Genomic DNA, 23,574 nt, shown 5'->3' with positions numbered 1-23,574 from the left:
ATATCACTGCAATGAATAAAAGAGAATGGGTATACTGGTTTGATCAATATACGCTGATAGCATCCCCGGTCATATTTTCTAGATCTCGTAGGTGATCACCAGTTTCGGACGACCGGCGATATTGGTATTACGAGGACCAGTGAAGATAAGGCTGCGATAGTAAGCTTCTGTCTGCAGTTGCATGCTAAGGCCGTTGTTCTGTCCACTGTTGACGATGTCCTGTACCAGTGAGGTAACGTTAAGGGTTACACTGTAATTCCACTGGGAAGTAGAAGCCGGAATCGCTACCTGATTGGTGGTAGTGGTTGTAGGCTGGTTATTCCAGGTGATGGAAGTTGCAGTCCAGGAGCCGGTTACACGTTTGATCCAGGCAGGGTTGGTGCCGGAAGAATTGTACGGCGAACCGGGATAGTAGGAGTTGCCTTGTGGAGCAGCCGCGCTGGTGGTCACGCCGGTTAACGTCAGTGTGGCAGATACGATCGTCGTGCCTGCAGGAATGGTACTGAGACCATTAAATCTGAAGAACTGCCGCGCGGTACCTGGCGTGCCCTGGAAGGTCCAGGAAAGGGCGAGGAAATCGGTTTCGGAGCTGAAGTTGCGATTAACCCAATCCGGATGGTTGTAAACAGCCGCGTCGTCCTGAGTGCCGGCGCCTTTTGTGAAGTTGTCGCCGATGCTGAGGGTAATAGTTTTCTTTCCGTCTTTAATTTCGGAGTTAAGGACCTGGGCATTTTGCTGTGGATTTGGATCTGTTGCCAGATCTTTACGGCAGCTGCTTGTCATAAATGCTGCTACAAGGGTAAGGGTCACAAGGGCATTAGAGATTTTCATACATTAAAGGTTAAGTGAGTAATAAAAAACGGATAAACGCAAGAAGGTATTAACGCCCTATGCAGGCATCATTGTTAGTGGTGCATGAGAAAGTATGTTAATAATTAAATGGGCTTTTTAACAAAGGTCCGGGTTGATAGTGGTTCAGTTATTTTGAGTTGTTGGGATGGAGGATTTTTAATACCATCTTTACAAAGATAATCATTCAGTTTTCATAAAAATGGAAAATAAAAGCTAGATAGTTTTGGAGGAATGAGGATAATATTTATGGGTGAAATTTTATCGCAGGGGTGTGTGGGCTTCGACTGGAGCCATTTTCCGTGAGTCATATTTTATCCGGTTTAAACGATGTGTCATACATTTCCTAAATTGCAGGGTGGCATGTAATCTGTGTAAAATGTGCGAATAATGTAAATAGTATTTAAATGAAGCCTGAGAACGACATACAGCCTAACGATGCTACAGAATTAAGCAGCGTTAAGCCTGATATATTTTATAAAGTAGATATTGTGGTAATCGGTGCCGGACAGGCAGGATTGTCTGCAGCATATCATCTGAAAAGAGAAGGGGTAACACCCGGGAAGGGGTTTGTGGTTTTAGATGATGAATTCGGGCCCGGAGGAGCCTGGCAACATCGTTGGGATTCTTTGACGCTCAGCAATGTCAATGGTATCAACGATCTGCCCGGAATGACTTTTGCCGATGCCGTCAACACGGAGGATAAAGCATTACAGGCGAATATCGCAATCCCTAAATATTATGAGCAATATGAACGCGCTTTTGAACTTCCCGTAATTCGTCCGATAAGAGTAAGCGAAGTGACGGAGAAGAACGAACGGTTTATCATCCGGACCAATGGCATTCAATTCAGCGCCCGGGGGTTGATTAATGCTACCGGTACCTGGAAAACTCCCAATTGCCCTCGATATCCTGGATGGGAAAAATTTAAAGGCAGGCAGCTTCACACGGCGGAGTACAAAAATGCGCAGGAATTCGTTGGCAAACATGTCATTATTGTAGGCGGCGGGATTTCAGCGGTTCAATTGTTAGGGGAAGTTTCTGCCGTAACACAAACCACGTGGGTGACCCGCCGGCCTCCTGATTTTAGAAAATACGAATTTACGCCCGAATTGGGGCATGAAGCTGTGGCGATGGTGGAAAAAAGAGTACGTGAAGGATTACCCCCCAATTCAGTAGTATCTGTAACCGGATTGCCGATCACGCCTGCTATTGAAGGAATGTTGAAAAAAGGAGTCCTGGACCGAAAGCCCATGTTCGACGAAATTACGGCAACCGGCGTCCGATGGGCGGACGGAACAACACTCGATGCGGATGTTATTTTTTGGAATACCGGTTTTCGTCATTCTTTGGACCACCTTGCTCCCTTAAAGTTGATGAATGATAAAAACGGAATTGAGATGTCCGGAAGATTAGCCACACAGGTGGCGAGAGACCCAAGGATACATTTAGTCGGATATGGCCCGTCTGCGTCCACTATTGGCGCCAACAGGGCCGGCCGGGCGGCCGCAAGGGAGTTGATTGAATTTCTCAAATTATAAATGTAAAGATTTTGCGTGGAGTGAGGGGAGACGAAAAAGCTGAATCCGGGGGGCTTTTCGGCTGATAATTATTGTCAACTTACTCCTTAGTTGGAATGAGCACTCAGGCCAGGAGACTTCGGTGACCTCATGCAATTTCTGGAATTCAGCCGCCTCATGGTTCACAAATAAATAGTTGATGCGGTCAAGCCGTGCTTTGGCCTCCGCTGAGAGCAGTTGGAGATCCGTCGTGTTAGATACATCCGAATGTAGGGCATATGTCATCTATAACTCACTCAACCACTTTATAGCATTTATACCCGGCATAAATAAATACATGCCACCTTTTAGTGTATTAAATGTGGGCATGCCGGTAAAGCGTTTGGGCAGAGGTTCGCCGGGCAAGGTGAATGTACCTTTACCTTCGTTCAGGCCAATAACAGGGTCTTTTTCATTTTTGAGGCTCATAAAGTTTCCACTATTGACCCATTCTCTTTGTAAAAATTCGAGGGTCTCCATAGCTTTTGCACTAAATGCTATGAAATAAAGTCCTCGCTCTTTACCGTCATCTTTAGTGCTGCCATTTGGCAATGCAGGGCCATAACCTACGCCTTTTCGTATAATGCGGTGCAGGTTCACATCCGACATTACAGCCATTTTACTGTTACGCGGGTTCATTCGGCGCATGTGGCTTGAGTAGGGTACCAACTTACCATTTTGGTCATTGCTGAAATCAAAGTCATTATTCTTCGTGGCATCTGCGCCCAATGCTGAATTATCTTTAAAAGGACACATATTGAGTGGCGCTCCGCTGCGCCATCTGCCTATCATCTTTGCAGCAAGCAATTCCTGCTCGTCTTTGTTTTTTGCCTGTTCTTTAAGGTACCTGTTAAAAGCAGCTACATGGCTGTGGTATTTTCTGAAGATGACAAAAGTACCATTCTTTGCAAACTCCATTGGCTGCGGCATAGGATAGTAGTTACCTGCTTCGTTGTTATATCCCATAATAAATTCACCTGCCTTTATGGGGCGTTCTTTTGAATTTAATTGCTCTGCCCCACTACCTTCAATTTCCGGGTTACTGATACCATCACGAAAGCCAAAATGGTTGAAATTGCCTTCTATAGGGGTGTCAAAATCGGCTTGAAAACATAATTTAACACCCTGGTGTTTTTCCAATACCTGAAGGGCAAGTGCTTTTTTGGAATTCAGATCATCCATATTTTTTGCAATGATGGAAACGGCGATATGGTTACCGGCTGTCTTAAAAACGGCATCCCATTTTTCGGGGGCATTCTCATTAATGTCCATTAGTTTTTCGCTGCGGGCAGCCATTCCTTTTTTAAAGGCATCAGGAAAACTCTCAATTGTGGACTGTGGAAGTTCAAGTTTCTTTAGTCCCTCGTAAGTAAAGGCAATTGAAAGCCAGGCATTGTCATTATCCCACCAATTTTGGGCATTGGTGACATAAGGTACTATTTCTTTCAGAAATGCTTTGGCGGAAGCAGTATGTAGAATTTCCAAAAAAACATTTACACCATGATAAGGCAGAGGCCTGTCACGCAATATGATGGCCTGTATGTCGTGCAGCTCTATTTTTTCGGCGGTGCGTTTAAATAATTTTTTTAAGAACATAAGATTATTGAATCTTAGAGAATTTGAAATGTTAATCAAAAAGTTCTTTTACCGTTTGGGGTTCTTTCCGTTCCTTTCCATTAAGCCAATGTCTGGTTTCCGGGGAGGTTTGGTATGTCTCCAAATATGTTGTCCGAAATCTGTCGGTAAGTCTTCGGTTTCCTGAGAAAACAAAATATATTCCCGTTTCATCGAAGAAGTGTTTTAAGTCTCTACAATTCCAAAAGTTTGTTCAGGCCTGCGCCTATTTTTTCCAAACGTGTTGTATCGGCAACTGTAAGGTTTGGATGGCTTACAAACCAGGCGGAGGCGGTTATTTGCTTACTTAAAATAAATTCTTTTACGGTAGGTGATTTAATCCCTGGCCAGCCTTCAATATTTCCAAAAATCAGGTCCATCATCTCCGGTATTTTTGTTGCAAAGTCATTGATATAGGTATCCCAATCACCGTCGTAGCAAGTACAAAAAAGTAGTTTGGTATCGTTTTCTAAAAACACAAAACGCATATCATGGAGGGTACCTACTTTTCTGGCGCCTGTAAGGTTGCCTTTTAACGTTTCAAAAATCAGCCGCAGATTTCGAGCTCCATCGGGTTTCAAATCTGTAATAATAGTCAATTCAGAGAGTTCGCCACTACGCAAGCCGGCATCCCCGGCACTGGTTACTTCGTGTGCTTTGTCCAGCGGTTCACCTAGTGTGGCCAGATACAGCTTCAATTTTAATCCCGCATCCTGTGTGAGTTGTTTAATGTTCATATACATTGAATTTAGAAATGAATAAATTGATTAATAAATAAACAATTCTGGGTGCTTACTGTTCTGCCCAATACATAGTTTTTGAAAAAATGCCTTTATGCGCTATAATTTTCAGCTTTTTTCCCTCCAGGTAAATTTCGCAATTCCCCTTTTGACCGGTTTCGTGGTTTTCTACTGTTCCCTTCCACTCATTTTTTTCAAAGCGTACATTGTAAAGCGTTGGACGACCTTTGGGGTCCATACCGGAGAATTTGCCGCTGTTATTGGAAATGGTGATAATGACACCATCTTCGGTTTTCCATTTTCCTGTAAAATTATCATTGGCGGATTGGGCAAATCCAGTGACTGTTATAAATATCACTACAAGGCAGGACAATACTTTCTTCATGATTTGATAATTTTGATGATTTACACTACAAAGCAAATTCAAAAAATCTGTAGTGATTTTAATATATCTTAAAAATTGCGGGCATTTAAAAAGTAGATATTTTCAATATCAATGTTCAAAAACCGTAACTTATCTAAAATCATTACTTGCAATTCTTCGTTTACAGATAAAAAAAATTCTATTTTAGGTTTTGTGTTGGTATTGATGATCATTTCTATTATTTCTTGCTGCAACGTTCGATTGTAATAGGTAATAAATGCGGTAGGAAAGCGCTTTGTAAGCACTTTTAATTCTCTCCTGAAAACAAAATCAGCACTTTGGGAAATGTATAAAAGTGAAATATGCATGTCGGACGAAGGGTCATATTTCAGCAATTCCACAATTTCAGGGAACCCAATATCGATACCTCCATTATCGGCAACGAATACTCTATGTTTAGAATGACTCAAATCGCTGTTTTGCATCATATAAATTTTATGATGCAAAACTGCTAATCGTTTACGAGATAGCTTTTAAGAATTCTTAAAAAATGATTTTGAGTGGGGAAATGCCAGGATAAAATTGTGATTAAGGCCTATTTAATAAAATGTATGTATCTTATATAAGTATAAAACGCTGAATCCTTTTGATAAAATTTTTCGGGAATGCTTAAAAGTGGTTTTGGGCCGAAGATTTTATTTGGACTTTTTAGCTCTGATAACGCTAAGTGTTTGTTGTGTAATGCCGAGATAAGAAGCGATATGTCCAAGCGGAGCACGTAAAAGAATATCAGGATAGGTTTCAAGCAGTATTCTGTACCTGTCCTGTGCTGTTTGAAGCTGTACCGAACGCAGGCGATCAGCAAGCTTTTTTATTGTTCCGGTCATTATATATCGAACGAACCGTTGGAACTTTACATTTGTATCTAAGAGTTCTTCGATCCTTGAAAAATCCACGGTTCTGACGGTACTGTCTTCCAATAGTTCAAGATAATAAGGATGGTATTCATTCAAAAATACATTTTCGATGGGCGTGTAGATCGATGTCTCATCGAAGAAAAATTGTGTAATATCTTTTCCGTCATTGAGGTAATATATTCGCGCCAGTCCTTTTTCAATATAAAATACTTTTTTTGAATGACTACCCGCGCCCACAAGCTGATGGCCCTTGGGAAAGTGCTGACTATCCCACAAACGGTCAAATGCCTGAATGGTATCGTCAGATAATTGTATTTCCTGTTTCAGGTAGTCTGCTAATTTCATTTCCTTATTCTAGCTTACTATTTATAAAGATACAAATAACAATCTTTTCCAGCTGGTTTAAAGACTAAAGCCCCAAACACCAAAAGAGCCAATATCATAAGTGAGATACGTTCCTCTTCAGACTGGCGAAATTATATACGTAAGCTTAAAATCCCCCGGAAATTTGACCTGATTCTTTTTTGCGGTCATTGGTGGTGGTTCAATAAGGATTAACCATGCCTTAAAAAATCCGAAAAGCCTCGCAGATCATACGATCTGTGAGGCTTTAGCGCAGACTTTCGTCTCTGTGACCCTGTAGGGACTCGAACCCTAGACCCGCTGATTAAGAGTCAGCTGCTCTACCAACTGAGCTACAGAGTCATTAATAACTCACCCAAAATGGGTATCGACAAATTTAACGGTTCTGTCGCACATTTGTGTGCTTAATTTAATTAAATTTGGTTACAAGGTAAAAATGTGGATAAATATCCATCATATTGATAATCTAACCGTTAGCTCATTATAAAATAATTTTTTCATGCAAGAAGCGTATATAGTAGCCGGCTACCGCACAGCGGTAGGTAAGTCCAAAAGGGGAGGATTTCGTTTTTACAGACCCGATGATCTGGCTGTAGATGTGATTACGGGATTGCTGCAATCTGTGCCACAGCTGGACCCTAAAAGGGTTGATGATCTGATTGTGGGTAACGCTGTTCCGGAAGCGGAGCAGGGACTGCAGATCGGCCGCATGATCTCCGTTCGTGCCCTGGGAATTGATGTGCCGGGAATGACGGTCAACCGCTACTGCGCATCCGGATTGGAAACAATCGCTATTGCAACCGCTAAAATACAGACAGGGATGGCCGACTGTATCATCGCCGGTGGTACGGAAAGTATGAGCCTGGTGCCGGTGGCCGGCTGGAAAACCGTGCCCAACTACACCGTGGCCAGCACCACCCCTGACTACTATATCGGTATGGGACTCACCGCTGAAGCAGTGGCCAATGAATTTAAAGTGAGCCGCCAGGACCAGGATGAGTTCTCTTTTAAATCCCACCAGAAAGCATTGAATGCTATTAAGGAAGGGTACTTCAAATCCGGTATACTCCCTATCAACGTAGAAGAAGTATACGTGGATGAAAAAGGTAAAAAACAAAAACGCACCTTCACTGTAGACACCGACGAAGGACCACGTGGAGACACCTCCCTCGAAGCACTGGGCAAACTGAAACCTGTTTTCGCCGCCGGAGGCTCCGTAACAGCTGGCAACTCCTCACAGACTTCCGACGGCGCTGCCTTCGTTATTGTGATGAGCGAAAAAATGGTCAACGAACTGGGACTGAAACCTATCGGCCGATTGGTGGCCTGTGTTTCTGCCGGTGTACATCCGCGCATCATGGGAGTAGGACCGGTAGCCGCTGTGCCCAAGGTGCTGCAAAGAGCCGGTAAAACACTCCAGGACATCGACCTGGTAGAACTGAACGAAGCTTTCGCCTCCCAGTCTATCGCCGTGATCCGTGAATTGGGCATCAACCCGGATATCGTGAACATCAACGGTGGCGCCATCGCTCTCGGGCACCCGCTGGGGTGCACCGGCGCCAAGCTCACCGTACAGATACTCAACGATATGAAAAGACTGAATAAAAAGTACGGTATCGTGACTGCCTGCGTTGGTGGTGGCCAAGGTATCGCCGGCATCATCGAAAATATTGCCTGATTTTTTTCGTAATACATTATAGCTCAAAGCCGCAGGAAGATTTTCCTGCGGCTTTTGTTTTTATATCCCACCGGTTTTATGATAATTTAATCCTGTTGAATTAAATTTTTTATTAATTTGGCGGAATTAAAGGCCATCCCGCTATCTCAACCATATCGCTTTATGGATCGCAGACAATTCCTGACCTTATCGCCTGCCCGCAATACGCGGAACAGCAAAACTGTTGCCCGTACGGCAACCGGGCTTACTCCCTACACTGGTGCCTGGGGCGACCAGCAACTCATCCACCTCCTTAAACGGACTACCTTCGGCGCTTCGCCGGAAAATATCAAAGCCCTGAAAAGCCTTGGTATGCAACAGGTGGTGGACATACTGCTTACTGCACAGGCAGACCCTACACCTCCGGTGAATAACTACGGCACGGACAGTACCGGCGTGGCGCCAGGCGCCACCTGGGTAAGAGCCGCCCAGGGCGATGAAATGCTGGAACGCAAAAGGATCGACTCCTATAAAGCATGGTGGGTAGGGCAGATGCTCAACCAACAGGCAAGCATACACGAGAAAATGGTGCTCTTCTGGCATAATCACTTTGTGACAGAAACAACCATGGTGAATGACAGCCGCTTTATCTACCAGTATAACCTCACCCTACGGCAATACGCACTGGGCAATTTTAAAGCGCTGACCAAAGCAGTGACGCTGGACCCATGCATGCTCGTATATCTCAACGGTTACCTGAACTCCAAAGGCGCCGCTGATGAAAACTACGCCCGCGAACTACATGAGCTCTTTACCGTCGGAAAAGGGCCAGATTCGCACTATACGGAAGATGATGTAAGAGCGACCGCCCGCGTGCTGACGGGCTTCCGGGTAGATCGTACCGCGATCGTCAGTACGTTTAACACAACGCAGCACGATATCACCAATAAACAGTTTTCCGGTTTCTACGGCAACAAGGTCATCTCCGGTCAAACCGGGCCGGATGGCGCTACCGAGGTGGACGCCCTCCTGGATATCATTTTTGCGCAACCGGAAGTCGCTAAGTTCATCTGCCGTAAACTCTATCGCTTTTTTGTATACTATGATATAGACCAGGCTACGGAAGCGAATGTGATCCAGCCACTGGCAGATATTTTCCGCAGCAGCGGTTATGATATCAAAGCAACGCTCAACGCGCTGTTTACCAGCGAGCATTTCTTTGATCCGCTTAATATGGCCTGCCTGATTAAAAGCCCTGTGGATTTCTGTATCGGCATGTGCCGCGAATTTGGCGTGACGTTCCCATCAGACTACACCAACCAGTACCAACGCTGGGGCGACCTGCACAACGCCATGGCCGGTATGTTGCAGAACCTGGGCGATCCGCCGCTGGTAGCAGGCTGGGAAGCCTACTATCAGGAACCCGCCTATCATGAACTGTGGATCAATACTGCCACTCTGCCCCGAAGAAACCAGTTGAGCGATGGTTTGATCACCACCGGCTATAAAAACGTGAAAATCGATCCCCTGGCATTTGCGGACAAACTCTCCAACCCCGGTGATCCGGTAGCACTTGTCAATGATTCGCTGGATATCCTTTATCGTGTAGGCGTGTCCGATAATGTGAAGACGTTCCTGAAAGATACCATCCTGCTGGCCGGACAAAGTACCAACAGCTACTGGACCAGCGCCTGGAACAATTATAAATCCAATCCCGGCGACGCTGCCAATACGAAAGAGGTGACCAATCACCTGCAAGCCCTGTACAAATACATCATGAACCTTTCAGAATATCAATTGTCCTGAAAAACCTTTCTATGAAAAGAAGAGATTTCCTGAAATATACAGCCCCGGCCGCGATATTGCCAACCATTATCAACGGCTTTTCTATCAAGGCTTTTGGAAGCTCGCCCATGCTGGCTGCCTTAAGCGGCGCCGCTGCCGACAATGACCACGTGCTGGTAATGATTCAGCTGACCGGAGGCAATGATGGGCTCAACATGGTCATCCCATTGGATATCTATGGAAAATACCAGTCTGCCAGGACAAACATTGCTATTCCGGAAGGAAAAGTACTGCGGCTCGACAACTACCTTAAATCCGGCCTGCACCCTGCGATGAAAGGCGTGCAGCAGTTATATAACGAAGGCAAAGCCAGCATCATCCAAAGCGTTGGTTATCCTTCCCCCAATTTCTCCCACTTCCGCGCCACGGACATCTGGCTCACCGGATCAGATTCCAATGAAATACTGACCTCCGGTTGGGGTGGCCGTTATCTCGATACCAAATATCCCGGACCACAGGACAGCTACCCGAATGCTGACAACCCGGACCCGCTGGCCATCCAGATCGGTTCCATCGTGTCACCGGCTTTTCAGGGTGCTGATGCCAGCAGGGGAATGGCCATCACCAGTGCGACAGATTTCTATAACCTGATTGACGGCGTGGTAGATCCTGTGCCCAACACCAAAGCGGGTAAAGAACTGGAGTATATCCGCATGATCGCCAAACAGACCAATAGCTATGAGAGGACGATCAAAGCGGCAGCAGCTAAAGTGACTTCTCAGGGGCCATACCCTGCTAATAATAACCTGGCCGATCAGCTGAAGATTGTGGCCCGCCTGGTGGCCGGAGGGCTTAAAACCCGCATGTACATGGTAAGCACAGGGGGCTTCGATACCCACGCCAGTCAGACAGAATCCGGTGACACTACCACCGGCGGCCATGCTAAATTGCTGGGCGGTGTGTCCGATGCTATCAAAGCCTTTATGGACGACCTGAAAGGCCTGAGAGCTTCCCGCAGGGTAGTAGGAATGACGTTTTCCGAATTTGGCCGACGTATCAAATCCAATTTCAGTATGGGTACGGACCACGGCGCCGCTGCACCGATGATCGTTTTCGGCGACTATGTCAATCAGGGCGTACTGGGCAACTCCCCGGCCATACCCGATAATACCAGCGTGGCGGACAACGTGCCAATGCAGTATGATTTCCGCTCTGTCTATGCTTCCATCCTTGAGCAGTGGTTCTGCGTGGATCAGACCGATCTGAACAAAATCCTGCAGAAAGATTACCAGCGGCTGCCCCTGATCAGCGGCGTAGCCTGTGGTGTCATTACCAACCTGCCCGATCTGAACACAGACGATAAAAAACTGATCACTAACAGCCCTAATCCCTTTACCAGCGCCACCACCATCACCTATATCACAGGCAACGGCAATACCATGATACAGATATTCGATACCATGGGACGGCTGGTGAGCGTGCCTGTCAACAAAATACACACTCCCGGCACCTATACCTTCACCTTCGATGCGGAATACCTGCCAAATGGGGTCTACTATGCCCGGTTCCAGAATGGTTCCGTGCAGCAGGTGAGACCAATGCTGAAGGTGAAATAGTGCAATATAAATGCATCGATGTTGCAAATGCGTAAAGTTTATTACCTTTGCCCTGGTGTATAAACATTTTCAAAAAATATTAGCGGTCATCCTGCTGGGCGTATTTACCCTGAATACGGTCCCACGGGAGTTTATACACCTGTTCGCCGGTCACCACGACACCCAGGATGTGCATACGCCTGTGGGCGGGACCGTGTTCTCAGAGCAACACCGCCACTGCGATTTTCTGCAGATAGGAGTGGAACCGTTCGATCAGTACACCACTGATTTTATTTCACCGGTACGTCCGGTAATATGGGTATTTCAACCGCGGCCGTTGCCGGAAACCAGCTATGTTACCTATCGTCATCTCTCTCCCCGGGCGCCACCATCTGAGGTTGCCTGATTTTTCAACTACACATGATATATAGCTGTTATTACCTGAGGGTAGCAGACGGTTATTGGTATTTACTGTTTTCTTATTTCTTATAACTTACGTATGCATTATTTGCGTGTATTTATACTCGGATTAATGGCGACATTGCTGTTGCTGCATCCCACTGCCCAGGCCGGAATTCCTGAAGACGGCACTTTTTCTAACGCACTCACCGGAAAAGTAACGGATAAAGTTACGCATGCCATTATTCCCGGTGCTACTGTTTATCTGCCGGACCTGCATGTCGGCGCCGCTACCGATGCCCAGGGAAATTATACTATCAAAAATCTGCCGAAAGGAAAATATATTGTGGAAGTACACTCCATCGGTTATGCCGCCTATACGGAGACAGTCAGTGTAAACGGTACTACCACCAAAGATTTTGAACTGACCGAAACACTGATCGAAAAAAATGAAGTAGTGATCACCGGTGCCAACCTGGCTACTTCCGTGAAAAAAACACCTACGCCCATCAGTATCATTCGCCGGGATGTCCTCGACCAGAGCATTTCTACCAACATTATTGATGCGATCGCCAAAGTGCCCGGCGTAAGCCAGCTTTCCACTGGTCCGGCAATCTCCAAACCTTTCATCCGTGGCCTTGGCTACAACCGTGTAGTGGTGGTCAGCGACGGTGTTCGCCAGGAAGGCCAGCAGTGGGGCGATGAACACGGTATCGAAGTGGATGATTACAATGTCAGCAAAATAGAAATACTGAAAGGCCCTGCTTCACTGGTGTATGGCTCAGACGCATTGGCAGGCGTGGTAAACATCGTACCTCCCGCCCCGCTGCCACAAGGCAAAATTAAAGGCAACGTGGAAGCCAACTACCAGACCAACAACGGTCTCATGGCCTACCATGCTGATATCGCCGGCAACAACAACGGTTTCAGCTGGGGGGCCTACATCACCCAGAAACAGGCACATGACTATAAGAACAAATACGACGGGTATGTATTCAATTCCCGTTTCAATAACACCAACTACGGCGCCAATATCGGTATCAACAAACAATGGGGCTTCTCCCGCCTAAGCTTTACCTCCTTTAATCAGCATCTTGGCCTGGTAGAAGGAGAGCGCGACAGCGAAGGCCGTTTTATCAAACCAATTAATGATAACGGCACAAAAGAAGAAGTAGCTGTTACCGACAGCGATAATAAGTCCTACAGCATGACGGTGCCCAAACAACAGATCAACCACCAGAAACTGGTATGGGACAACAGCCTGTACCTGCATAATGGTGGCCGTCTTGGCTTAACACTGGGTTATCAGTGGAACAACCGTCGTGAGTTCGGAGATGTCCTGCATCCCGATGAGCCTGGGCTCTGGCTGAAATTGCAGACATTCAACTATGCCGCCAAATATTACCTCCCTGAAATGAACGGTTGGCAGACGACTGTCGGTGTAAACGGTATGCAGCAGAAAAATGAAATCTCTGGCGAGGAATTCCTCATCCCCGCCTATAACCTGTTCGATATCGGCGCTTTTGCGGTGACAAGCAAAACCTTCAACAAGCTCACCCTGAGCGGTGGCGTACGTTTTGACAGTCGTTCCATGCGTTCCAAATCACTCTTCCTCGATGCTGACGGCAAGCCCGCCGCATCCGGCGAAACAAAATTTGAAGCGTTCAACCGTAATTTCTCCAATGTGTCCGGTAGCGTGGGACTTAGCTATGAAGTCAGCGATCGGGTGGTGCTGAAGCTCAATGCTGCCCGCGGCTTCCGCGCTCCAAACATCTCTGAACTAGCTGCCAACGGCGTACATGAAGGCACTATCAAATATGAATACGGCAACCAGGACCTGAAGCCGGAAGTGAGCACGCAGATAGACGGAGGCGTAGAGTTCAATACCCAGCACGTTTCACTGGCTGCCAATGTGTTCTACAATCATATCAACAACTTCATCTTCTCCCGCAAACTGTTTAATGCGGCCGGTACCGATTCTATCCCGGTTGATGACAATGCCGAGGGATTTGCCGCCTTCAAGTATCAACAAGCTAATGCCAATCTCTATGGTGGCGAGCTGATGTTGGATATACACCCGCATCCTATTGACTGGCTGCATTTTGAAAATACCCTCTCCTATGTAAGAGGTACTGCCGTTAACGCTACCGACTCAACTAAAAACCTGCCTAATATCCCCGCCGCCAGATGGTTGTCTGAGTTGAAAGGCAAGTTTAAAAAGGTAGGTGGCCCGCTGCGCAATGCTTACATAGGAATACAGATGGATATGAATTTTGCCCAGAATGATGTGTTCTCTGCTTATCAGACCGAGACAGCCACAGGAAGTTATACGCTGCTGAATGCCGGTCTGGGTTCAGAGTTTGTGAATAAACATAACAAAACCCTGTTCTCGCTGCATTTTGCAGTAAATAACATCGGTGATGTAGCTTACCAGAATCACCTGAGCCGTTTGAAATACGCACCGGTGAACGAAGTAACTGGGCGCTCCGGTGTCTTTAACGTAGGACGTAATTTTAGTGTTAAACTGGCTATTCCTATTGATTTTAAATAGGTTTTGTCCTGATTATTCAGTCATACAAGGCTGGCCCGTTGGGCCGGCCTTTTTTATGCTGTATCACTGCTTCGCTGTGCTATCTTTCGTTTTCGTATAGGTGGCCCTGTTGCCTTTTATTTTAAAACGGAATGCATCCTGCCGGATGTTAAACGTAATAACGGTATCCTTCCCGTTGATCGTCATATACGGCGTCGGCAGGGCCTTCTCAGCTGTATCTGCCGTCCGGATATAGTTGATCAGCCGTTTTTCGTCTTTTTTAATGCTGATGGTTTGCGACGCATCAGCTGTCTGATCAAATGATACAGTTATCCCCGATAAAGCAAAGGATGCACGGCCGCTGTCAGGATGCCCCGACTGTAGCTTAAAAGCCACCGGCTTACCGGCTTTGGAGGAAAAAAAGCCGCCACCGCCTGGTTTGCCAGGCTGCTCCGACTGGTTACAGGCTCCTAAGGATAATACTACTACAGAAAACGATAAAAGGATAATAGCTTTATTCACAATTCACGGTTAAGTTGAATATAAAGCTATTGAATTTTTTTGCTTTCCGGGGTATGTTTTAACAGATAGGTTTTTGTCGTGTCCTCAAGGATAGCACTTGAAATAATGTAGTAGTTGGTGTCTTTTCGGAAGATTTTGAAAAGGGGTTGCTCCTGGCTCCAATATTGCTCTATGCCACGAGCGTCGTAACAAAAGTACCCCAGAAGTGTGTCATTATTGGTTTTGAGGGCACACTTGGCTTCGAAGGCGTACTGTATGCCATCACCGATGAAGAGACAGCTGTCGTCTGTGGTGTTGATTTGGTAGTCAGTACCGACAATCATTCCATTCATGATTTCATTTCTTGAAGTACTAAGATTGTATTTTCTTGGCCAGTTTGATATGATGTTTTCTCCTAGCGAATTTGGAGTTTGATTACCACAACCTAAAAAAGTTAAATTCAAGACTTGAATTAGTAGATTTTTTTTAAATGGATTTAGCATATTGAAGTTCCTTTTGAGGGTTGATAATTTCATTTGTGTTAAGTTCGGTGATGATTTGTAAGGGGTCGATCCGACCATCAAAACCTTTTCCTACAATTTCCTTCGTCCGTATTTCAAAGTGTAGATGCTCTTGTTCTTGTTTCACACTTTTAGCATTTCCTGTTTTCCCTGTAAAGCCAATAATGTCGCCCATTTTCACACTTTGTCCTGTGGTGTATTTTGAAGGCGCTTGTAAGTGCGCATAAAAGAAATAATAATAATCATCATTATATTTTCCATAGAGAACCAAGACATTGCCGTAGGAATCAGAATAATGAGAGGAAGCTATCTCTCCATCAACACATGCATAGACAGGAGTTCCTTCAGGTGCGTAAAAGTCTAACCCCTGATGTTTGCCACTCTTGCGCTCGGTGATAATCCCAAATCTACTTCTTTCAGGAGCCCAGCAGCTATACCATCCCCTCAACTGCATATTGGGTAACGGGTGATACCACCTTTCTTTAGACGGTTGGGTATTTATAAGCATTGGACAATTGAGGCTACAGTTATTTCTATAATTTAGTCCCTCGGTATACTTTTTGAAAATTATTGTACGTACCTCCTTTTTATGTATAACGCCGTCTTTGTCAATATCAAGCCCTTTGTTTTTTTGATACCAACTTCTCTTATTTATTGCATCCTGCTCCATACTAAATACAATATGATCTTCAGTTTTTCCAACCGATTCTGGTTTTAGAATCGTTAAGTAGAAATCTTCTAGTGAGTTAAACTTTCCATTAAAACTGCGCAGATAATGATACACGTAATCTAGCTGTTCTTCGGCTGACATGTGTGCTAATTTCATTTTGGTAGCTTTTAACTTCCATCGGCTATTCATTTGATCAATCGCCGTCTGCGTAAACTGCACCAACCCCACCGCATGCTCCGCCAACACCCCTTCCGTCAATTTCTCTACTGCCGGCGTAGTCCCCGGCTTATACCCATTCAGCAAATGCGGCAGAAAAGACCCGCCTGTTTCAAATGCCATACAAGTCATCAGGTGATTCGGGTCTGCTTGTAACTTGCGTGCAATACTGATGACTTTCTTCCGAAACGCGCAACTTACTTTGCTACCCCATACCAGTGACTGACATTCTGATGGACCTTGTGAAACGGATACCCGTTCTATGACAGCGGTGGAACGTGCTTTTATGGCGGGCGACAGCCGCAGTTGGTTACCAAGGTACACAAATAGCTGTCGCGAGTACACAGCATTATATCCGGGAAGTTGTATCAATGCATAAATCAGGCTGATGGCAGATAACGATGCCAGCGGTACAGGAAGCATTACTGCACCTGTTTTATCGACGGTTACCTGTTGTTTGCTGATAATGACGTCATGCTCCAGTAATGGCAGCAGCTCCGTCGCCGGGTAGGTGTGCAGCGGTTTCAGCAACGGAGGCGAGCTTTTCCGGCGCAGGATTGTCACTTGTAATTGCTGTCCGGCAAGGTTGACAGCGTATATTTTCAGCGCTATCTGCTGATGATGGTCGGTGATAAAATATATGCGTTGGTCCTGTGGATCGGTAAAGTATACGTTTACAATACGCTGCCGGCGATGTAATAGTAATTGCGGGCGATTTTGTTGCTCGATGGGAATATTGTCTGTTGGTTTGATCTGAAAATAGAGCTGCAGTTGTTCGTTGTCCCATCCTGCTGGAAGCTGTTGCCGGAAGCTGCTGATGGATAACGGGTGCGACACTGCGGGCGTTGTGGTGATGGTTATGAAGCAAGTGTACACTAGTCTGCTGTGAAAAGCCTGCCGGGCGTATATTTCCAGCAATACCTTTCTTTTTTCCAGGCCGGTATGTCCAAAGTACAGGCAAACATCCTGATCATGCCCGGCCTGACGGATAACATATCCATTCGGTGTCGTCCAGTGAGCGGTGGTAACAGTAGCATTCTTTACTTCAAAATGTAATGCTGCTTCCTGCTGTATGTTATAAAGATAGGCATACAGCGTATAATGCCCGCAGTGAACAAACAGGTGCCGGAATGTTTGTTCTCCCGCACAGTGCGTGCTTTCGGGGCCTTCCAGCTTCCAGTGGAGTTTAAGCTGCTCCCTTGTGGTTAAATCCGGCAGGCTGGTGGTGACATCGAATGTTACGACGGCGCCGCTGACAGGCTGCCGGTCTGCCTGGATACGTTGGATCTGGTTGTTACAGATGGTAACGGCCTGTTGCCAGGTCTGATCGCCTGTGGTGGCACGCACAGTGTAAAGTCCTGGTTGCTCAAACGTCAGTTGAATTTCCGGGCCGGTGTTTTCTGATGCGCCGCGAAAGCCTTTATCATCTCTCCAATCCCATCGGAAGATATCAGCAGATGTTGCGTCTGCCACGGTGAAGCGGATCGGTTGTCCCGGCCTGGCGGTAGTCTGAGAACAGACGATGCCGGTGGGCGTGACCTGTACCCTCTGTGTCAGCATGGCTTCCGAGTCTTCTCCGCTGAAAACACGCAGCGTGTAATCCCCGTTGTGCAGAAAATGATGACGGAAAATATGGTCGCCATGTAAGGAAACTGCTGCTATGCCTTGTTCATTTTCAAGTACCCAGTGCAACAGGGCAATATCTCCGGAGGAAGGCGGGCGGTCAAAAGTCACCTCCCACGAGGCATTGCTTAGCTGACGTACTTTTGCCGGGCCTTTGATCCGCTGGATATGTGGCGCCTGCTGCGGAAAAGTCATCGACAGTTTGTCGGCCGGAGGCTGATTGTCACCGCTGTACAAACCCGGAGGGTCATTGTCACCGGAGGGAAGTTGCCCATGGGTGAGGATCTTCAGCCGGCCTCCTTTGGTGAGACATTGCGCGGTGGCATTGTCTGGCAGCGGATAAGCGCCGTTGGCCAATGCAATACGTTGTTGACTGGCCGGTATCTGCCATAACAGTTGGGGCGTACAGGGCGCTGGCTGTCCGCCGGCAAGGCAGCTGCTGAAATGCAGGGCGCGCTGATCATTTTCGTGTGTGGTGACTACCGGGCGATCTGTGCCACTGCTGCCGTGAACATAGTACCGGTCGTGTGACACCACCTTTACGGCCGCCGGTGCCACTGCCTTGTCGCAGCTGCAAAGTGCGCCTTCACATACCAGGTGCCTGGCTGAGTTATTGGATGGTATCATATCACGACAGTTTTATTTTTTCCACACTGTTAATAGCAACGGTACCGGCGGCCATCAGTGTCAGGTCTTCCCGGATACTGTTGATCAATATGCTTTCTGCCTGCTCTTCCAGCTTACGCGAAGTGAGGGTAAAACTGTCATTTGCCTGTTGAATGATATGTGTTGCCAACACCGTTGTATGGCTTCCGGCATACAGGCTGATGTTTTCTCCCGCCCCCTGGGTGAGATTGCCGCCGGCATGCATGTCCAGCTGATCGGTAGCTTCGATGCTGATATGGTTGGCTTTCAGATGTAGCTGTCCCGGGGAAGCGATCGTAATGTTTCCGCGATGGGTGTCAAGCTGTATCACGTTGCCGTTGCGGTCATGTATCTGCAGTTGTTCCGCGCCGCTGCTGTCGTCCAGCTCTATGGTATGGCCGCTTCGTGTTTTGATGATCTTCAGGTTATTTCCGGCGTCGCTGAATTTCGTACTGTCTTTACCGTTATATGCGGTGCCCATGGCAAAAGGCAGCTCGGGATTACCGCCTTCAAAGTCCAGCCATACTTCTTCGCCTTTTTCCGGAATAAAATGAAACCCTTTGCCAGCGCCGCCATGAGGAGCTATCAGCCGTATCCAGGGCGAGCTTCCATGCTGCTGCCAGCGGTACCGTATCCGGATGCGCCCCATCCCTTCCGGATCATGATTGTCCGTGACAATAGCGCTTTGCGCTTCGCAGCAGGGTGCAATACCGTTATGGCCGGATGGAATGCAACAATCTGTAGGGGTGCAGGTGAACTGATTGAAATAAGCACCGTCTCCCTGACAATGATGGTCAATACGGGTGACGGTAAACGTCCCTTCAAGGTCAGGTGAAGAGAGGGAAGCGGCTGCTTCAATAATATCACCGATGCGAATGCCGGGGTGCTCACTTTTTCCGGTGAGCTCTACGGACGCGGCCAGCTGCCGTTTTTCGTGAAGCTGTGCCTGTAAGGCAATGCCGGCCATATGTTGTGACACCGTTTTGTCGTAACCTTCTTCCTGGTAAAGCTGCCTGCTGGCAGCTCTTGCCCGTGCGGTGAGCGGCCCGGTGCCCGCCGCTGGCATCGGCGACGGCCCGCTGCTGACGGCAGCTCCGGTCTCATAGTCATAACCGGTAAAGCGCCGGTTGCCGGAAGTCAGTTGCAGCCGTATATCGAAATGTACCAGCTCCCGCGGATGCGACAGGATAATTTTAGCGGGGGCGTAGGCGCCAAAGATCATCTGCTGGCCATTATAGAAGTACCATTCCCCGAAGCGCGCCGCCAGCCGCTGCAGAAAAGCATAATTACTCTCTCGGTACTGCACCAGGTAGGGATGATGGGCCGTATTGCCCGGCGTTATCCGCACATCTGCATGGGCTGACACTGCTTTCAGGCAATGCCGTGCAATATGGGACAGCGTCTGGGTCTCATATACCCGTAACTGTGGCTCCCCGTCCAGCACAATACCCGGGTCGGTTCCTTTCAGCACGCAAAAACCCGCCGTGGCGTCGCCTTTTTTGCCGGTATGAATGGCGGTGACCAGCCCCTTGAAATGCAGGGTGCCCGTCTGCGGCGCTGCGGCGGCGGATATCTCCACCCATACGTCTTTCCCCAGCAGGTCCTGTCCCTTGCCGGATGCGTCCGGCCATAAACTGGCCAGCCATCCCTGGTCAATATGTATTTCAAATGTATGATGTCCGTCGATCCGCTGCCGGATCAGCAACTCCCGGAAATGGGGGAACGTTTTTCCATCTATGGTTATTCGGGTCAATGTGTTTAAAGGCATGACAATTAATTTTTTCGGGTTAACAGTAACGTATATACGAATCAGGAATGCGGCCAGGGGTTCTGATAAACACTCTGGTTCAATGCCAGCTCCCGGGCGGACAGCTTTAACCGCACCTGCATCGGGATGTCGCCACTGGCGTTGAAATGCTCACCATACCGGACGCAATAGGCATCGGTGAAGCGTAACTCTTTCATCCGCGACATCACATCACGCCGCCAGAAAGTAACAGTACCGCTTTTAACGCCGGTATTGGAAATCATCCAGTCGAAAAGCCGGCTGCTGCCGTCTGACTCGATAACAATACGGATAACGCCCCCTCGGGGCCGGTGGGAAGGTTTGCCGGTTTCGTCCGTTGCCTGTGAAAAGGTAAAATGACATTCCAGCACATTCATGGTCGATCCTTCCAACAACAGGGTCGCTTTAAAAGACATATAATTGCTGATTTATTGGTGAATAAACAACAAGTATATAAGATGAAGACTGGTAACGGGCTTGATAGGATTTTCCGAAGGAATTTGGGGCAGCTGCTTCAACAGTTTTGATCGTCACAAAATCAGATCATCGCCGTTATTACTGAAGTTACAAATATTCTGTTTACAGATCATTTTCAGCGACGTTTTTTTTCTGTTCATCGCAGAAGATTTACCATTTATATAAAATTATGGTTTTTATGTTGACGGATTTTGTAGTTTCGCCCTGCTTTGTAAGATTGTGTGATTGGTTGTCCCGCCTTGGAGGCTAAGCAGTTTTCCCTCTGGTTATTTTATTATTGGTTTTTGCTGGTAAAGATTTTCTGACCACCATTGGTTCAGATTTTGGTTGAAAAAGAAAGGGGCTGTTTTCACAGCCCCATATTTTTTTCAATGAATTCATGAATTTTTTTAATGATGATGTTGTTGCCGGTCCGGCGCTTTTAACCCCGCTGTACTATCGTCATAATACACAAAAAAATACAGGTAGATAACACGGGAAATACGCATCAGCCAGGGCTGTATCAATACCAGCAATACACCGTTTACGCCCAGCCAGATAAAAATACTGTTGTCTCTCCAGGTAATACCGAAAAAGAGAGCGTACCAAATCAGGTTAAACACGCTGAACGCCACGGAAAGCGCATAACTCACATAACCTGTCCCAAACCAGAACCCCGTCTCCAACTCATACTTCTGCCCGCATACGGGACAGTTGTCATACATGTTGAAAATTTTAGAGAACTTAAAATGAAAAGGGTTTTTGTCCTTAAACATATCTCCTCTCCGGCATTTGGGACATTTCATCGTTAACAGGCTGACGAAATAGTTCGGGCGTTTGTGTTCCATACTTTTTTACACTGATTCGGTGCAAAAATAAGTTTTTTAATTCACTAGACGGTCTCCAGCTTGCGCTCGCCTATCTGCTGGCGCCACATGGCATAATATAAGCCCTTCTCTTCCAACAGTTCATCATGCCTGCCCGTTTCTACAATATGCCCTTTTTCCAGTACATAAATCCGGTCTGCATGCATAATGGTGCTCAAACGGTGAGCGATCATTACGGTGATATGCTGTTTGCTGGCGGTCACCTGGCGTACCGTTTTGGTGATCTCTTCTTCTGTGATGGAATCCAGTGCGGACGTGGCTTCGTCAAATACCAGTAAACGTGGCTTGCGCAATAATGCCCGGGCAATAGACAAACGTTGTTTTTCTCCTCCGGAGATTTTAATGCCGCCTTCGCCGATTACGGTCTCCAGACCTTTGTCGGCCCTCGCCAGCAACGAATAACAGGCCGCCTTGTTCAGGGCGTCCATGATCTCTGCGTCTGTTGCGCCAGGGTTGACGAACAACAGGTTCTCCCGGATAGTGCCGGCAAACAACTGTGTGTCCTGCGTTACAAAACCCACCTGGTGCCGCAGGTCGTCCATGTCTGCTTCATTGGCGTCTACGCCATTGTAAAGGATATGGCCCTCATTAGGTTTGTACAGTCCTACCAGCAGCTTTACCAGCGTGGTTTTGCCGGAACCGGACGGCCCTACGAAGGCGATGGTTTCACCTACCCGGGCGGAAAAATTCACCTTGTCAAGCGCCTTGGTGGCGGCTGTCAGATGTTTGAAGCTGACCTGCCGGAAAGTGAGATCGTCAATATGATTGATCTTCACCGGATGCGCCGGCGTTTCTTCTACCGGCGTATTCAGGATGCCCTGGAAATTCAGCAGCGATACCTGCGCTTCCCTGTAGTTAAGGATAATATTGCCCAACTCCTGCAATGGCCCGAAGATGAAGAAGGAATACAGCTGAAGCGTCATCAGTTGCCCGATGGACACATAATCCCGGTAGATGTAAAACAACAGCAAAAACAGGATGCTTTGCCGCATCAGGTTAACAAACGTGCCCTGCACAAAGCTGATACTGCGGATGCTCCGTACTTTCTTCAGCTCCAGCATCAGTATCTTGATGGTAGTGCTGTTCAGCCGGCGGATCTCCTGGTGGGTAAGCCCCAGGCTCTTCACCAGCTCTATGTTGCGCAGCGATTCAGTGGTGGAACCGGCCAACGCAGTGGTCTCCTTTACGATCGTCTTCTGGATCACCTTGATCTTACGGCTCAGCACACTCATCAGCACGGCCAGCAGCACACAGCCAATAAGATATACAAACGGCAGGGTCCAGTGTACCATGGCGGCGTAAATCATCACAAACACCACTCCGATCAACGATACAAATAATACGTTCACAAATGCAGTGATGAACTTCTCACAGTCTGTCCGTACTTTTTGCAGGATGGCCAGCGTTTCACCGCTACGCTGGTCTTCAAACTGCTGATAAGGCAGCCGCAGGGAGTGTCTCAGTCCATCGGTATACACCTGGGCGCCAAACTTCTGAACAATCACGTTCACAAAATAATCCTGGAAAGCCTTCGCGATACGCGATACCATGGCTACTCCAACAGCAGCGCCAATCAATAACAACACGCCGGACAAATACTGCCCCTCCGGCCGTAAAATATCACCTCCCTTCAGGGTGGTATGCGGATGGGAGGCAAACCGGTCAATGATCCACCCGAAAATCATCGGGTCCAACAGGGAGAAAAGCTGGTTAATGCTTGCCAGCGCCATAGCCAATACTACCAGCCATTTATATTTCTTCAGATAATGCAGCAATAGTTTCATAATATGTTCTTTACAGGTGCACAAAGTTACTGCATGTTGCAACATATTATGGGTAATCAAAAGGTCATTTTTTGCGCAAAAATCAGTAACTTAATAGTAGTAGCTCTTTGTTT

The 23,574-nt window shown here is 47.2% G+C and carries 19 protein-coding genes and 1 tRNA gene; 6 read left to right on the top strand and 14 right to left on the bottom strand.

Annotated elements, in window-relative coordinates; genetic code table 11:
- Nucleotides 1-78: 78 nt before the first annotated feature.
- The gene (locus HGH92_RS07680) at nucleotides 79-831 is read right to left on the bottom strand and encodes a DNRLRE domain-containing protein (RefSeq protein ID WP_168870136.1); all 753 of its coding nucleotides are present in this window, start codon (nucleotides 829-831) and stop codon (nucleotides 79-81) included.
- A gap of 425 nt (nucleotides 832-1,256) precedes the next feature.
- Between HGH92_RS07680 and HGH92_RS07675 the strand changes: the two genes are divergently transcribed.
- Nucleotides 1,257-2,390, top strand: coding sequence for an NAD(P)-binding domain-containing protein (locus HGH92_RS07675; protein WP_168870135.1), 1,134 nt, complete (start codon nucleotides 1,257-1,259; stop codon nucleotides 2,388-2,390).
- A 264-nt stretch (nucleotides 2,391-2,654) separates the two neighbouring features.
- On the opposite strand, the gene HGH92_RS07670 is transcribed toward HGH92_RS07675, so the two are convergent.
- The 6 genes from HGH92_RS07670 to HGH92_RS07645 all read right to left on the bottom strand — a co-directional run bounded on the left by HGH92_RS07670 (nucleotide 2,655) and on the right by HGH92_RS07645 (nucleotide 6,748).
- Nucleotides 2,655-4,004 carry a Dyp-type peroxidase gene (locus HGH92_RS07670; protein WP_168870134.1) on the bottom strand — a complete coding sequence of 450 codons (1,350 nt, stop codon included), beginning with the start codon at nucleotides 4,002-4,004 and terminating at the stop codon, nucleotides 2,655-2,657.
- A 212-nt stretch (nucleotides 4,005-4,216) separates the two neighbouring features.
- Nucleotides 4,217-4,759, bottom strand: coding sequence for a hypothetical protein (locus HGH92_RS07665; protein ID WP_211092556.1), 543 nt, complete (start codon nucleotides 4,757-4,759; stop codon nucleotides 4,217-4,219).
- 55 nt (nucleotides 4,760-4,814) lie between these two features.
- Nucleotides 4,815-5,147 (bottom strand): hypothetical protein, encoded by a 333-nt coding sequence (locus HGH92_RS07660; RefSeq protein ID WP_168870132.1) that lies wholly within the window; start codon nucleotides 5,145-5,147, stop codon nucleotides 4,815-4,817.
- Between the two features lie 68 nt (nucleotides 5,148-5,215).
- Nucleotides 5,216-5,614 (bottom strand): hypothetical protein, encoded by a 399-nt coding sequence (locus HGH92_RS07655; protein ID WP_168870131.1) that lies wholly within the window; start codon nucleotides 5,612-5,614, stop codon nucleotides 5,216-5,218.
- A 207-nt stretch (nucleotides 5,615-5,821) separates the two neighbouring features.
- On the bottom strand, nucleotides 5,822-6,388 hold the full coding sequence (locus tag HGH92_RS07650; RefSeq protein ID WP_168870130.1) for a Crp/Fnr family transcriptional regulator: 567 nt from the start codon (nucleotides 6,386-6,388) through the stop codon (nucleotides 5,822-5,824).
- Between the two features lie 287 nt (nucleotides 6,389-6,675).
- A tRNA-Lys gene (locus HGH92_RS07645) sits at nucleotides 6,676-6,748 on the bottom strand.
- A gap of 157 nt (nucleotides 6,749-6,905) precedes the next feature.
- On the opposite strand from HGH92_RS07645, the gene HGH92_RS07640 reads away from it, so the two are divergent.
- The 5 genes from HGH92_RS07640 to HGH92_RS07620 all read left to right on the top strand — a co-directional run bounded on the left by HGH92_RS07640 (nucleotide 6,906) and on the right by HGH92_RS07620 (nucleotide 14,393).
- Entirely contained in the window at nucleotides 6,906-8,084 is a 1,179-nt protein-coding gene (locus tag HGH92_RS07640; RefSeq protein ID WP_168870129.1) for a thiolase family protein, read from the top strand.
- 162 nt (nucleotides 8,085-8,246) lie between these two features.
- Nucleotides 8,247-9,869 carry a DUF1800 family protein gene (locus HGH92_RS07635; protein ID WP_168870128.1) on the top strand — a complete coding sequence of 541 codons (1,623 nt, stop codon included), beginning with the start codon at nucleotides 8,247-8,249 and terminating at the stop codon, nucleotides 9,867-9,869.
- Between the two features lie 11 nt (nucleotides 9,870-9,880).
- Nucleotides 9,881-11,464: a DUF1501 domain-containing protein gene (locus HGH92_RS07630; RefSeq protein WP_168870127.1), complete on the top strand. Its 1,584-nt coding sequence runs from the start codon at nucleotides 9,881-9,883 to the stop codon at nucleotides 11,462-11,464.
- Between the two features lie 55 nt (nucleotides 11,465-11,519).
- A complete protein-coding gene (locus tag HGH92_RS07625) occupies nucleotides 11,520-11,849 on the top strand; it encodes a hypothetical protein (protein WP_168870126.1) in 330 nt (109 codons plus the stop codon).
- A 126-nt stretch (nucleotides 11,850-11,975) separates the two neighbouring features.
- Complete coding sequence (locus HGH92_RS07620) at nucleotides 11,976-14,393, top strand: TonB-dependent receptor (protein ID WP_168870125.1); 2,418 nt, start codon at nucleotides 11,976-11,978, stop codon at nucleotides 14,391-14,393.
- Between the two features lie 63 nt (nucleotides 14,394-14,456).
- On the opposite strand, the gene HGH92_RS07615 is transcribed toward HGH92_RS07620, so the two are convergent.
- The 7 genes from HGH92_RS07615 to HGH92_RS07585 all read right to left on the bottom strand — a co-directional run bounded on the left by HGH92_RS07615 (nucleotide 14,457) and on the right by HGH92_RS07585 (nucleotide 23,461).
- Nucleotides 14,457-14,894, bottom strand: a complete 438-nt coding sequence (locus tag HGH92_RS07615) for a hypothetical protein (RefSeq protein WP_168870124.1) — start codon at nucleotides 14,892-14,894, stop codon at nucleotides 14,457-14,459.
- A gap of 26 nt (nucleotides 14,895-14,920) precedes the next feature.
- Nucleotides 14,921-15,376 carry a DUF5991 domain-containing protein gene (locus tag HGH92_RS07610; RefSeq protein ID WP_168870123.1) on the bottom strand — a complete coding sequence of 152 codons (456 nt, stop codon included), beginning with the start codon at nucleotides 15,374-15,376 and terminating at the stop codon, nucleotides 14,921-14,923.
- Complete coding sequence (locus HGH92_RS07605; RefSeq protein ID WP_168870122.1) at nucleotides 15,360-18,530, bottom strand: peptidoglycan DD-metalloendopeptidase family protein; 3,171 nt, start codon at nucleotides 18,528-18,530, stop codon at nucleotides 15,360-15,362. Before HGH92_RS07605 ends, HGH92_RS07610 begins: the two co-directional genes overlap by 17 nt.
- Before the next feature lies 1 nt (nucleotide 18,531).
- Nucleotides 18,532-20,316 carry a type VI secretion system Vgr family protein gene (locus tag HGH92_RS07600; RefSeq protein WP_168870121.1) on the bottom strand — a complete coding sequence of 595 codons (1,785 nt, stop codon included), beginning with the start codon at nucleotides 20,314-20,316 and terminating at the stop codon, nucleotides 18,532-18,534.
- Nucleotides 20,317-20,357: 41 nt separating this feature from the next.
- Nucleotides 20,358-20,750 (bottom strand): type VI secretion system tube protein TssD, encoded by a 393-nt coding sequence (gene tssD, locus HGH92_RS07595; protein ID WP_168870120.1) that lies wholly within the window; start codon nucleotides 20,748-20,750, stop codon nucleotides 20,358-20,360.
- Between the two features lie 450 nt (nucleotides 20,751-21,200).
- Nucleotides 21,201-21,566: a DUF983 domain-containing protein gene (locus HGH92_RS07590; RefSeq protein WP_262888781.1), complete on the bottom strand. Its 366-nt coding sequence runs from the start codon at nucleotides 21,564-21,566 to the stop codon at nucleotides 21,201-21,203.
- A 116-nt stretch (nucleotides 21,567-21,682) separates the two neighbouring features.
- On the bottom strand, nucleotides 21,683-23,461 hold the full coding sequence (locus tag HGH92_RS07585; RefSeq protein WP_168870118.1) for an ABC transporter ATP-binding protein: 1,779 nt from the start codon (nucleotides 23,459-23,461) through the stop codon (nucleotides 21,683-21,685).
- Nucleotides 23,462-23,574: the final 113 nt, after the last annotated feature.

The organism is Chitinophaga varians (genome assembly GCF_012641275.1).
Lineage (GTDB): Bacteria > Bacteroidota > Bacteroidia > Chitinophagales > Chitinophagaceae > Chitinophaga > Chitinophaga varians_A.
Note: the sequence above shows the minus strand (reverse complement) of the source record. Positions and strands in the feature narration are given on the sequence as shown.